Source organism: Streptomyces sp. BYX5S (assembly GCF_054724165.1).
On record NZ_CM138829.1, the window covers coordinates 6,232,409 to 6,244,564 of the forward strand.

Below are 12,156 nucleotides of genomic sequence, written 5' to 3' on the forward strand. Positions count from 1 at the left end.
CTCACCGCTCGAACCTGTATCCCATTCCCGGTTCCGTGACGAAGTGCCGCGGGTGCGACGGGTCGGTCTCCAGCTTTCGGCGCAGCTGCGCCATGTACACCCGCAGATAGTTGGTCTCGGTCCCGTACGAGGGACCCCAGACCTCCTGCAGCAGTTGCTTCTGGCTGACGAGACGGCCCGTGTTGCGCACCAGGACTTCCAGGAGGTGCCACTCGGTGGGGGTGAGCCGTACGTCGTGCCCGCCCCGGTTGACCTTCTTGGCGGCCATGTCGACCGTGAAGTCGGACGTCTCGACGATCCCCTCGTCCTCGGTCCCGCCGGTGGGTTCGGCGCGCCGTACGGCGGCCCGCAGCCGGGCGAGGAGCTCGTCCATGCCGAAGGGCTTCGTCACGTAGTCGTCGGCGCCGGCGTCCAGCGCCTCGACCTTCTCGTCGGACGAGTGCCGCGCGGACAGCACGAGGATGGGGACGCGGGTCCAGCCGCGCAGCCCTTTGATGACCTCGACGCCGTCCATGTCGGGCAGGCCCAGGTCGAGAACGATCACATCGGGGTGGCGGGCGGCGGCGAGCTGCAACGCCTGCGCGCCGTCCGTGGCGGCGTCCACCTCGTACTTGCGCGCCTTCAGGTTGATGACGAGGGCGCGGACGATCTGCGGCTCGTCGTCGACCACGAGCACCCGGGTCATGCGTACCTGCCTCTCTGGGGTTCAGCTGTGCGAACTGCGGTCTCCACGGCTTCCGGGGCCGTGTCCGGTGCGGCGCGGGCGGCGGCCCGCAGGGTCAGGACCATGGTGAGCCCGCCTCCAGGAGTGTCCTCCGCGCTGAGCGTGCCCCCCATGGCTTCGACGAAGCCGCGTGCCACGGCGAGCCCGAGGCCCACCCCGGCGCCCCGCGGAGCGTCACCGTAGCGCTGGAAGGGGGCGAATATCCGGTCCTTGGCCTCGTCCGGGACGCCGGGCCCGCGGTCCACGACGCGCAGCTCCAGACGGTCGCCGAGCGTGCTCGCGGCGACGAGCACGGGCTGGTCGGGCGGGCTGTACTTGACGGCGTTCTCGACGATGTTGGCGACGGCCCGCTCCAGGAGCCCCTTGTCGACGCTGACCATGGGCAGCGTCTCGGGCACGTCCAGGTGGACGCTGAGGTCCGGGTCGGGCACGCCGACGAGGGCCAGCGGCACGACCTCGTCGAGGTCGATCTCGCGGATGAGCGGGGTGACGGTGCCGGTCTGGAGGCGGGACATGTCGAGCAGGTTCCCGACGAGGTGGTCGAGCCGGTCAGCGCCCTCCTCGATCCCGGCGAGCAGTTCCGCCTGGTCCTCGTCCGACCAGTCGACGTCCTCGGAGCGCAGCGACGACACCGAGGCCTTGATTCCGGCGAGCGGGGTGCGCAGATCGTGCGAGACGGCGGCGAGCAGCGCCGTCCGGATCCGGTTGCCCTCGGCGAGCGTGCGGGCCTGGTCGGCCTCGGACTTGAGGCGCTGCCGGTCGAGGACGACGGCGGCCTGCGCGGCGAAGGCCGCGAGCACGCGCCGGTCCTCCGCGGGCAGCACCCGCCCGGACAGGGCGAGCGCCATGTGGTCGCCGACCGGCATGTCGACGTCGGCGTCCTCGGGCCGGCCCAGCGGCCGCGGCCCGACGCTCGCCGCGCAGGTCCACGGCGCCGTGTCGCGCTCCCGCTCCAGGAGCGCCACCGACTCCATGGCGAAGGTCTCCCGTACGCGTTCCAGGAGCGCGTCGAGGCTGGCGTCGCCGCGCAGCACGCTGCCCGCGAGGAAGGACAGGATCTCCGACTCGGCGCGCAGCCTGGCGGCCTGGTGCGTGCGACGCGCCGCGAGGTCCACCACGGAGGCCACCGACACGGCGACCCCTACGAAGATCACGATGGCGACGATGTTGCGGGGGTCGGCGACGGTCCACAGGTGCAGCGGCGGCGTGAAGAAGTAGTTCAGGAGCAGCGAGCCGAACGCGGCCGAGGCGAGCGCCGGAAGCAGCCCGCCGACGAGCGCCGAGGCGACCGTCAGGGACAGGAACAGCAGCATGTCGTTGGCGAGGCCGAGGTCGCTGTCGGAGTGCGTGAGGATCAGCGAGAGCAGCGCGGGCCCGCCGACGCCGATGAGCCAGCCCCACACGATCCGGGAGCGGCCGAGCCGGGCGCCGCGCGCGACGGGCAGGCCGCGGCCCTTGGCGACCTCGTCGTGCGTGACGATGTGCACGTCGAGGTCGGGTCCCGACTCGCGGGCGACGGTCGCGCCGACTCCGGGGCCGAAGATGTACTGCCAGGTCTTGCGGCGCGAGGAGCCGAGGACGATCTGGGTCGCGTTGACGCCGCGGGCGAATTCCAGGAGGGCCGCGGGGATGTCGTCGCCGATGACGTGGTGGAACGTTCCGCCCAGGTCCTCGACCAAGGTGCGCTGCACGGCCAGTTCCTTGGGCGAGGCGGCGGTGAGGCCGTCGCTGCGGGCGATGTAGACGGCGAGCACCTCGCCGCCCGCGCCCTTCTCGGCGAGCCGCGCCGCGCGCCGGATCAGCGTGCGGCCCTCGGGACCGCCGGTGAGGCCGACGACGATGCGCTCGCGGGCCTGCCACGTGGAGCGGATGTTGTGCTCGCCCCGGTACTCCTGGAGGTACTCGTCGGCCCGGTCGGCGACCCAGAGGAGGGCCAGCTCGCGCAGCGCGGTGAGGTTGCCGGGGCGGAAGTAGTTGGACAGGGCCGCGTCGACCTTGTCGGGCTTGTAGATGTTGCCGTGGGCCATGCGGCGGCGCAGCGCCTGGGGCGACATGTCGACGAGCTCGATCTGGTCGGCCCGCCGGACCACCTCGTCGGGGACCGTCTCCCGTTGACGTACACCGGTGATCGAATCAACCACGTCACCCAACGACTCAAGATGTTGAATGTTGACGGTCGATATGACGTCGATACCCGCAGCCAGCAGTTCTTCGACGTCCTGCCAGCGCTTGGCGTTGCGGGAGCCCGGCACATTGGTGTGGGCCAGTTCGTCCACGAGGGCGACGGAGGGGGCGCGGCGCAGGGCGGCGTCGACGTCCATCTCCTGGAAGACGGTGCCCCGGTAGGCGATCTCTCGGCGCGGCAACTGCTCCAGGCCGTGCAGCATCACCTCGGTGCGCGGCCGGTCGTGGTGCTCGACGAACGCCACCACGCAGTCCGTGCCCCGCTCCACCCGGCGGTGCGCCTCGGACAGCATCGCGTACGTCTTGCCGACGCCCGGTGCCGAACCGAGGTAGATCCGAAGCTTGCCGCGTCCCATGGCCCCATTGTCTTCCCGTGACTGCTCTGCGCAGCGTCGAGCCTACGGCCGACGATCTGCGCAAATGGGGCGGAGGGCGGCCGGGAGGTCGGCTTTGACGCAACCCTGATGCGTGGCACATGCAAAAGCCGGGGCCGCACCCCCTTGAGGGTGCGGCCCCGGACACGTACTGCGGCGAGAGCGTCTCAGCGGACCTCGGTGATCTCCGGGCCGCGGGCCAGCTGGCCCATGCCGCCGGAGAAGCGCGAGGCCTCCTGCGCGTCGCTCTGGGCGCTCTCGGCGACCATCTGCGCGTCCTCGGGAAGCTTGAGGACGATCGGATCGCGCGGGGCCATCGGACCCTCACCGCGCACCACGACGGTGTCACGGAAGATCTGCTCCAGGAGACCGGCCGCCTGCGGCTGCACCGCACCCTGCCCCGAGATCACACCGCGCAGGAACCAGCGCGGGCCGTCGACGCCGATGAACCGTACGACCTGGAAGCCGCCCGTGCCGTCCGGCAGCTGCACCGGCACCTGGGCGCGCAGCTCCCAGCCGAGCGGGCCCTCGACCTCGTCGATCACACCACCCTGCTGGGTGATGCCCGTGGCGATCTCCTCGCGGACCTCGCCCCAGATGCCCTCCTTCTTGGGGGCGGCGAAGGCCTGCAGCTGGATCGCACTGTCCTGGAGGACGACGGTCGCCGCGACGATCGCGTCGCCCGCGACCTCCACGCGCAGCTCCATGCCCTCCACGCCGGGGACGAAGACTCCGCCCAGGTCCACCCGGCCCTCGCCGGGCTCGCGGACCTCGGAGGCGTCCCAGGGACCGTCGGGACGGGGCTCGGGCTCGAGCCGGACGCGCTCCGACTCCTGCTCGTCCGTGTCGACGCTGTCGACGACCTGCTCGGCCTCGCCGGCCGCATCCTCGGCGGCGCCGTTCTTCTTGCGACGTCCGAACACGTCACTGTCCTTCCCGGTCGGATACGACCGAAGCGTATCGATTCCCACCCTTTTGACCGTCCGTGCCGCTGTCGGCAACGGTCGGACCACCTACGGACATGTGCCCGCCGGTGGACCCGAAGCCCCCCTCGGCCCGCACCGAATCGGGAAGCTCCGCGACCTCCTGGAAGCGGACCCTCTCGACCTGCTGGACCACCAGTTGGGCAATCCGGTCGAAACGCTCGAACCGCACGCTCTCGCGCGGATCGAGATTCACCACGATCACCTTGATCTCCCCACGGTACCCGGCATCCACCGTCCCCGGGGCATTCACCAGAGCCACGCCACAGCGTGCTGCGAGACCGGATCTGGGATGCACGAAGGCCGCGTACCCCTCGGGCAGGGCGACAGACACTCCGGTGGGCAGAACGACCCGCTCCCCGGGCGCGAGTTCGCACGCCTCGGTGGTCCGCAGATCGGCTCCGGCGTCACCGGGATGCGCGTACGAGGGCAGCGGCACGTCGGGGTCGACGCGCCGCACGAGCACGTCGAGGCCGACGCCTCGACCGCTGGGGGAAATGCTCACGGGTTCACCTCGAAGGCGCGGGCGCGCCTGACCTGGTCGGGGTCGCTCATGGCCGCCTCGATCTCTTCCGGGCGGCCGTTCTCGATGAAGTGATCGACCTTGACCTCGATGAAGAGGGCGTCGGCGCGCACCGCGACGGGCCCGTCGGGGCCGCCGATCCGGCCGGTCGCGGTCGAGTAGATCTTGCGCCCGGCCACGGCCGTCACCTCGGCGGACAGGAACAGCACCGTGTCCACGGGGACGGGCCGCACGAAGTCGGTCTCCAGACGACCGGTCACGGCGATGGCCTGGAGCAGCCAGTTCAAGGAGCCGAGCGTCTCGTCGAGGGCGGTCGCGAGGATCCCGCCGTGCGCGAGACCCGGCGCGCCCTGATGGGCGGGGCGCACGGTGAACTCGGCGGTGACGGCGACGCCTTCGCCGGCCCGCGCCTCCAGGTGCAGCCCGTGCGGCTGCTCGCCGCCGCAGCCGAAACAGTGTCCGTAGTGCGCGCCGAGGAGCTCTCCGGGGGCGGGAGCGTCGGGGTGCCGCACCGGTGCTATGGCGTCGGCGGGGGGCGTCAGAGCTGCAGAAGTACCACTCACAGGCGCAGACCTTACCCGCGCACCCTGTATGGGCACGCATCATGCCAAGCTTGACCCCATGGAGCTCTCGACGACGCCTTACGACGAACGACTCACCGCGCCCCGCTCGTGGTGGTTGATCACCTTCATGGTCGGCGTGGTCGGGGCCATCATCCTGCTGCCCTTCGGCACGTTGCCGCTGCTCGGCGGCTTCGTCGTCGGTCTGCTCATCGCGGCGGTGTTCACCAGTTCGTACGGCTCGGCGCGGGTCCGTGTCGTGGCCGACTCGCTGGTCGCGGGCGACGCGAAGATCCCGCTGTCGGCGCTCGGCGAGGTGGAGATCCTGGACGCCGAGGAAGCCGTCGCCTGGCGCACCTACAAGGCCGACCCGCGCGCGTTCATGCTGCTGCGCAGCTACGTCCCCACCGCGGTCCGGGCGGAGATCACCGACCCCTCGGACCCGACCCCGTACGTGTACGTGTCGACGCGCGAACCTGAAGCTTTGGCAAAGGCTCTGAGCCGCGCCTAGTCCTCGATCTGCAGGGCGTCACGCGGCTTCTCCAGGGGCGGCAGCTCGGGCAGGGCGTCCCAGGGCACCTGGTGCCGTCGCAGGTCCTGACGCACCCGGTCGGCGAGCTTCCTGGTGTCGCGCCGGTTCATGAGCGCGCCCACGGCCGCGCCGATCATGAACGGGGTCAGGCTCGGCAGGTTCCGCACCATGCGCTTCATGATCTGCTGCCGCAGCTCGCGTTTCATCTGCCCGCCGAGGGCCGCGTTGATCGTCACGGGCTTCGCCACGTCGATCCCGCGCTCCTCCGTCCACGAGGTCAGATACGCGGTGCTGCGGTCCTTCAGGTTCCCCGGCGGACGCAGTCCGTAGACCTCGTGCAACTCGGCGATGAGCTTCAGCTCGATCGCGGCCACGCCGGTGATCTCCGTGGCCAGCTCGTACGGCATCGCGGGCGGTACGGGCAGCATCGCGGCGGCACCGACTCCGGCGCCCACCGTGGAGGTGGCGGCGGTCGCGCCGGCCACCAGTTTGTCCGCGAGCTTCTCGGGCTCCAGGCCCGGGAACTGCTTGCGGAGGGCCGTCAGGTCCCGAACGGGCACCCGCGGCGCGTTGTCGATGATCCGGTCGGCGAGATAGCCGATTCCGGCCTTGGCGGCGGCGCCGCCCTTGGCCAGCCCCGTCCTGGCCGTTCTGGCGCCTCTCGCGACGGCGCCGCCTCTGCGCGCACCGTCCTTGTCGGCCACCGTCTTGTCGCCCTCTTCGCCCGTCGACAGGACGCCCGTCGCATCGGGGTCGGGCGCCGATTCGAGCGAGGCTTCTTCTCCGGGGGCACCGGACTGGCCGGGTGCTCCTGGGAAAGAGCCTCGCTCGTCGTCACGCACGGCCTCTGACGGGCCTTGAGCCGTCCCGCGCAGCTTCTTGCGGGTACGGCGCTTCCAGGGCGGGGTCGAGCTGGTCATGCCCGACCCTGCCTCAGTCGCAGTCGCGGCAGATCGGCTGCCCGTTCTTCTCCCGCGCGAGCTGGCTCCGGTGGTGCACCAGGAAACAGCTCATGCAGGTGAACTCGTCCTGCTGCTTGGGCAGGACGCGAACGGCCAGTTCTTCGTTCGAGAGGTCGGCGCCCGGAAGTTCCAGGCCTTCCGCCGCCTCGAACTCGTCCACGTCGACGTTCGACGCGGACTTGTCGTTACGCCGAGACTTGAGTTCCTCAATGCTGTCTTCATTGAGGTCGTCATCGGTCTTGCGTGGGGTGTCGTAATCCGTTGCCATATCGCTCTCCCCCTCTGGGTGTCTGCGGTGTCTCAAGCGCCGTAACGCATGAGAGGCCGGACTTGTGCCCGACCTGAGGCGGAGATTTTGCCTCACATCAAGGTCTGTTACTCAATCGACACCCAACCGGACCCCTCACGAGTGATCATTCTGGGTGGCGAACGGGACCGTACACGGTCCGATTGCCGCGCCGCACGGGCGCCACCCCGTGTACTTCCCGTGATCAAGGCGCCCGAAAACCCGGATTTTCCCGGCTTTCACACGGCTTTTGCGATCACGGAGAGTGGACGGCCGAAAAAGCGTGCATGTGATCGATCACACAGCGCGATCTCCGGCGCAGGTCCGGAAAATTCAGCTAAAAGCGAACTCTCCTGCGCGTCGGCGGAAGCATGTCAGATCCGTGCCCGGCTCGCACGTCGAACCGGCCTAGATCGGCAGGGTGACCCGCATCACGAGCCCACCCCCCTCACGCGGCTCGGCGGTGATGCGTCCTCCGTGCGCGCGGGCGACCGACCGGGCGATGGAGAGCCCGAGGCCCACGCCCTTGTCGCTGCCGGTGCGCTCGGTACGCAGCCGCCGGAACGGTTCGAAGAGGTTGTCGATCTCGTACGCGGGGACCACCGGGCCGGTGTTGACGACCACGAGGACCGCCTGGCCGTGCTGTGCCTCCGTGTCCACCCGCACCCAGCCCCCTTCGGGGATGTTGTAGCGCACGGCGTTCTGCACGAGGTTCAGGGCGATGCGCTCCAGGAGCACGCCGTTGCCCTGGATGACCGCTTCCTTGCGCTCACCGCGCACCTCCACGCCCTTCTCGTCGGCCTCGGACCTGGCCTGGTCGATCGCCTGCGAGGCGACCTCCGCGAGGTCCACGGGCTTGCGCTCGACGATCTGGTTGTCGCTGCGGGCGAGCAGCAGCAGGCCCTCCACGAGCTGCTCACTGCGCTCGTTGGTGGCCAGCAGCGTCTTGCCGAGCTGCTGGAGCTCCACGGGCGCGCCCGGATCGGAGAGGTGCACCTCCAGGAGGGTGCGGTTGATCGCGAGCGGCGTGCGCAGCTCGTGGGACGCGTTGCCGACGAAGCGCTGCTGCGCCGTGAAGGCGCGCTCCAGGCGGTCCAGCATCTCGTCGAAGGTGTCCGACAGCTCCTTCAGCTCGTCGTCCGGGCCGTCCAGCTCGATCCGGCGCGTCAGGTCCGTACCGGCGACCCGGCGCGCGGTGCGGGTGATGCGGCCGAGCGGGGACAGCACGCGGCCCGCCATGGCGTAGCCGAAGGCGAAGGCGATGACGGCGAGGCCCATCAGAGCCATCAGGGAACGGCTGAGGAGCGTGTCCAGGGCGTGCTGGCGCTGCTGGTTCACGCAGTCGTTCATCAGGTCGTTCAGCTCGCTCGCCGAGATGTTCCCCGACGGGAAGTTGCAGCTGGTGCTGATGACGTGCCCGTCAGTGACCTTGAACGGCAGCGCGCCGCCGATGTCGAGGGCCTGCGCCGCCAGGAGGTAGATGATCGAGAGCAGCAGGATGCCCGCGATGAGGAACATGCCGCCGTACAGCAGCGTGAGCCTTATCCGGATGGTGGGGCGGAGCCACGGGAAGGGCGGCTCCGCCTTCGTGCCGGGCTTCCAGGTCGGTTTCGGTGGCGCCGAGGGTGGCGCGGGTGCGGCGGCCATCGAGGGATCAGATCCGGTAGCCGGAGCCGGGCACGGTGACGATGACGGCGGGCTCGCCCAGCTTGCGGCGCAGGGTCATCACGGTGACGCGCACGACGTTCGTGAACGGGTCCGTGTTCTCGTCCCAGGCCTTCTCCAGGAGCTGCTCGGCGGAGACGACGGCGCCCTCGCTGCGCAGCAGCACCTCCAGGACGGCGAACTCCTTGGGCGCGAGCTGGATCTCCTTGCCGTCGCGGAACACCTCGCGGCGGTTCGGATCGAGCTTGATCCCGGCGCGCTCCAGGACAGGCGGCAGAGGCACGCTCGTACGCCGCCCGAGGGCCCGCACGCGGGCCGTCAGCTCGCTGAACGCGAAGGGCTTGGGGAGGTAGTCGTCGGCCCCGATCTCCAGGCCCTCCACCCGGTCGCTGACGTCGCCGGATGCGGTCAGCATGAGGATGCGGGTGGGCATGCCCAGCTCGACGAGCTTGCGGGCGACGTCGTCGCCGTGCACGAGCGGGAGGTCGCGGTCGAGTACGACCACGTCGTAGTCGTTGACGCCGATGCGCTCCAGGGCGGCCGCACCGTCGTACACGACGTCGACGGCCATGGCCTCCCGGCGGAGTCCGGTGGCCACCGCATCGGCGAGCAGCTGCTCGTCCTCGACGACGAGTACGCGCACGTCGCTTGTCCTTCCTCTGGTCACCCGCCGGCGCGTTTCTCGGGCGCACGGGCAGGTCAGGTCTTGGGGTGTGGACCCCCATCCTGCCCCTTTCGGCCATAAACCGGCTGTAAGACGGTCGGGCGTACGGGGAATGCGGGATTTTCCGGCCGGGTTGAGGTTTCTGCGGAAGGGACCTTGGGGAGGACGGCTGTACACCCGCGATCACGCTTTGTACGTGGCATGCCACGAGCCGCTGTCGAAACCGCTCGCCCCAGGACGGGTCGACACGTGATCGCCCCTTCCAAGGGCACACCCCCGTGCCATCGACCCACGACCCAGGACGAGGGGGCGCAACCATGGACGCTTTCACCGCAGGACTGCTGCAGCGCATAAAGGCTGCCGAGACCGACCTGACGCGGGCGCGCGAGACCGGCGACGACTTCCTCGCCGAGGTCGAGCAGGGCGAGCTGGACGACCTCCACCGCCTCGCCGCCGAGCACGGCGTGGAGGTTCACGCCTCCAGCGTCTGACGTACACGAAAGGGCCCCGGCGCCTGGTTCGATCCAGGCGGGCGCCGGGGCCCTTTCGTGTGCCGTCTCGCGCGGCGGGGGCTCGCGTGCCGCGCGCCGGAACGGTCAGTCGTGCCAGGCGCCGAGTTCTTCCAGCCAGTTCTGGAGCGGCTCGAAGAGGCCGGGGGGCGCGGCGATCGTCAGCTCCGGCGACAGGGGCTCTCCGGGGCGGCCACCAGTGAGGGCGCCGGCCTCGCGCGCGACGAGGTCGCCGGCCGCGAAGTCCCAGGGGTTCAGGCCCCGTTCGTAGTACGCGTCCAGGCGGCCGACCGCCACGTCGCACAGGTCGATGGCGGCCGAGCCACCGCGCCGGATGTCGCGTACGCGCGGCACCAACTGCCGCAGCACCTCGGCCTGGCGGGCGCGCCGCGTCTCCAGGTAGCCGAAGCCGGTGCCGACGAGGGCCTGCTCGAAGGGCGGTGCCACGCGCGCGTGGGCGGGCCGGTCGTTGACGAAGGCGCCCTCGCCGAGGACGGCCCGGTAGGTCTCGCCGCGCATCGGGGCCGCGACGACGCCGACGATCGTCTCGCCGTCCTTGCGGGCCGCGATGGAGACGGACCAATCGGGGCGCCCGTAAAGGTAGTTGACCGTTCCGTCGATGGGGTCGATCACCCAGGTGACGCCGCTGGTGCCCTCCGAGGAGGCGCCCTCCTCGCCGAGCACCCCGTCGTCGGGGCGGCGCTCGGCCAGGTAGTCCGTGATCAGCTTCTCGGAGGCGATGTCCATCTCGGTGACGACGTCGACGGCGCTCGTCTTGGTGGCGGCGACGCCGAGGTCCTCGGGCCGGCCGTCGCGCAGGAAGACACCGGCCCGGCCGGCCGCCTCCAGGGCGATCTCCAGCAGTTCGGCCTTGAGGGCCGTGAGGTCGTCGGCGGCGCGGGCGGCCTCGGTGGCGTCGCCTGCCTTGGGGTCTGTCACGTCACTGTCCTTACGCGTACGGGCTGTCGGCGCCGGCCGCAGCGGGCTTGGGGGCGCGGGCGGGGCAGCAGCCCACGGGGCACAGGTCGTGGCTGGCGCCGAGGGCGCCAAGAGCGCAGGGTGTGACGTTCCTGCCGCTCTCGGTCGCGGCCCGCTCCAGGACCAACTCCCGTACGGCGGCGGCGAAGCGCGGGTCGGCTCCGACGGTGGCGGAGCGGCGCACCGGAAGGCCCAGCTCCGCCGCCTTGGCCTCGGCCTCGGTGTCGAGGTCGTAGAGGACCTCCATGTGGTCGGAGACGAAACCGATGGGCGCCATGACGACGGCCGGGACGCCCGCCGCGTGGCGCTCCTCCAGGTGGTCGCAGATGTCGGGTTCGAGCCACGGGATGTGCGGGGCTCCGGAGCGCGACTGGTAGACGAGCTGCCAGGGGTGGTCGACGCCGGTCTCCTCGCGCACCGCGTCGGCGATGAGCCGCGCGACGTCGAGGTGCTGCTTCACGTACGCGCCGCCGTCGCCGTGCTCCTCGGGACGGCCGGAGGTGTCGGCCGCCGCGTTCGGGATGGAGTGCGTGGTGAAGGCGATGTGGGCGCCGCCCCGGACGTCCTCGGGGAGGTCGGCGAGGGACTTCAGGACGCCCTCGACCATGGGGCCGATGAAGCCGGGGTGGTTGAAGTAGTGCCGCAGCTTGTCGATCTTCGGCAGCTCCAGCCCCTCCGCCTCCAGGGCGGCGAGCGAGTCCGCGAGGTTCTCGCGGTACTGGCGGCAGCCCGAGTACGAGGCGTAGGCGCTGGTGGCGAGGACGAGGATGCGGCGGTGGCCGTCGGTGACCATCTCCCGCAGGGCGTCCGTCAGATACGGCGCCCAGTTGCGGTTGCCCCAGTAGACCGGCAGTTCCAGGCCGTGGTCGGCGAAGTCCTTGCGCAGGGCGTCGAGCAGGGCCCTGTTCTGGTCGTTGATCGGGCTGACGCCGCCGAACAGGAAGTAGTGCTGCCCCACCTCCTTGAGTCGCTCCTTGGGGATGCCCCGGCCGCGCGTCACGTTCTCCAGGAACGGGACGACGTCGTCGGGACCCTCCGGGCCACCGAACGAGAGCAGCAGCAGGGCGTCGTAGGGGCGGGCATCGGGGCTGGCAGCGTGCGCTTCTGGCATGCCTTCGATCCTGCCACCCGCCACTGACAGGCAGGAAACCGCCATGTGTGCGGTTCTCGGAAGCCGTAAGCTGTATCAACCGCTTTTACGCCTTACCGGAG

Annotated in this window: 13 protein-coding genes; 2 read left to right on the forward strand and 11 right to left on the reverse strand. The window is 70.6% G+C overall.

Translation table 11 applies throughout. The features are described from left to right. Nucleotide 1: 1 nt before the first annotated feature. The 5 genes from ACYBSK_RS28115 to ACYBSK_RS28135 form a co-directional block, all read right to left on the reverse strand. Nucleotides 2-685, reverse strand: a complete 684-nt coding sequence (locus ACYBSK_RS28115) for a response regulator (RefSeq protein ID WP_385765769.1) — start codon at nt 683-685, stop codon at nt 2-4. Further along, the gene (locus ACYBSK_RS28120) at nt 682-3,264 is read right to left on the reverse strand and encodes an ATP-binding protein (protein ID WP_460243805.1); all 2,583 of its coding nucleotides are present in this window, start codon (nt 3,262-3,264) and stop codon (nt 682-684) included. Before ACYBSK_RS28120 ends, ACYBSK_RS28115 begins: the two co-directional genes overlap by 4 nt. A 185-nt stretch (nt 3,265-3,449) precedes the next feature. Then, nucleotides 3,450-4,205, reverse strand: coding sequence for a DUF3710 domain-containing protein (locus ACYBSK_RS28125; protein ID WP_457480052.1), 756 nt, complete (start codon nt 4,203-4,205; stop codon nt 3,450-3,452). A gap of 1 nt (nt 4,206) precedes the next feature. Beyond that, the gene (gene dut, locus ACYBSK_RS28130) at nt 4,207-4,764 is read right to left on the reverse strand and encodes a dUTP diphosphatase (RefSeq protein ID WP_460247115.1); all 558 of its coding nucleotides are present in this window, start codon (nt 4,762-4,764) and stop codon (nt 4,207-4,209) included. 2 nt (nt 4,765-4,766) lie between these two features. Next, nucleotides 4,767-5,351: a PaaI family thioesterase gene (locus ACYBSK_RS28135; protein ID WP_457480054.1), complete on the reverse strand. Its 585-nt coding sequence runs from the start codon at nt 5,349-5,351 to the stop codon at nt 4,767-4,769. Nucleotides 5,352-5,409: 58 nt separating this feature from the next. On the opposite strand from ACYBSK_RS28135, the gene ACYBSK_RS28140 reads away from it, so the two are divergent. After that, a complete protein-coding gene (locus tag ACYBSK_RS28140; RefSeq protein WP_457480055.1) occupies nt 5,410-5,859 on the forward strand; it encodes a DUF3093 domain-containing protein in 450 nt (149 codons plus the stop codon). Here ACYBSK_RS28140 and ACYBSK_RS28145 read toward each other — a convergent pair. The 4 genes from ACYBSK_RS28145 to ACYBSK_RS28160 all read right to left on the reverse strand — a co-directional run bounded on the left by ACYBSK_RS28145 (nt 5,856) and on the right by ACYBSK_RS28160 (nt 9,436). Then, nucleotides 5,856-6,800, reverse strand: coding sequence for a hypothetical protein (locus tag ACYBSK_RS28145; protein WP_457480056.1), 945 nt, complete (start codon nt 6,798-6,800; stop codon nt 5,856-5,858). The genes ACYBSK_RS28140 and ACYBSK_RS28145 overlap by 4 nt on opposite strands. 13 nt (nt 6,801-6,813) lie before the next feature. Further along, entirely contained in the window at nt 6,814-7,110 is a 297-nt protein-coding gene (locus ACYBSK_RS28150) for a DUF4193 domain-containing protein (RefSeq protein WP_018535993.1), read from the reverse strand. A 426-nt stretch (nt 7,111-7,536) separates the two neighbouring features. Next, complete coding sequence (locus ACYBSK_RS28155; protein ID WP_460243806.1) at nt 7,537-8,775, reverse strand: sensor histidine kinase; 1,239 nt, start codon at nt 8,773-8,775, stop codon at nt 7,537-7,539. A gap of 7 nt (nt 8,776-8,782) precedes the next feature. Then, nucleotides 8,783-9,436 (reverse strand): response regulator transcription factor, encoded by a 654-nt coding sequence (locus tag ACYBSK_RS28160; RefSeq protein ID WP_457480058.1) that lies wholly within the window; start codon nt 9,434-9,436, stop codon nt 8,783-8,785. A 338-nt stretch (nt 9,437-9,774) separates the two neighbouring features. Between ACYBSK_RS28160 and ACYBSK_RS28165 the strand changes: the two genes are divergently transcribed. Next, nucleotides 9,775-9,948: a hypothetical protein gene (locus ACYBSK_RS28165; protein ID WP_403844164.1), complete on the forward strand. Its 174-nt coding sequence runs from the start codon at nt 9,775-9,777 to the stop codon at nt 9,946-9,948. A gap of 105 nt (nt 9,949-10,053) precedes the next feature. Here the strand turns inward: ACYBSK_RS28165 and ACYBSK_RS28170 are convergent, their stop codons facing one another. Beyond that, a complete protein-coding gene (locus ACYBSK_RS28170) occupies nt 10,054-10,830 on the reverse strand; it encodes an inositol monophosphatase family protein (RefSeq protein ID WP_457481883.1) in 777 nt (258 codons plus the stop codon). Between the two features lie 85 nt (nt 10,831-10,915). Then, nucleotides 10,916-12,055, reverse strand: a complete 1,140-nt coding sequence (locus tag ACYBSK_RS28175) for a ferrochelatase (RefSeq protein ID WP_460243807.1) — start codon at nt 12,053-12,055, stop codon at nt 10,916-10,918. Nucleotides 12,056-12,156: the final 101 nt, after the last annotated feature.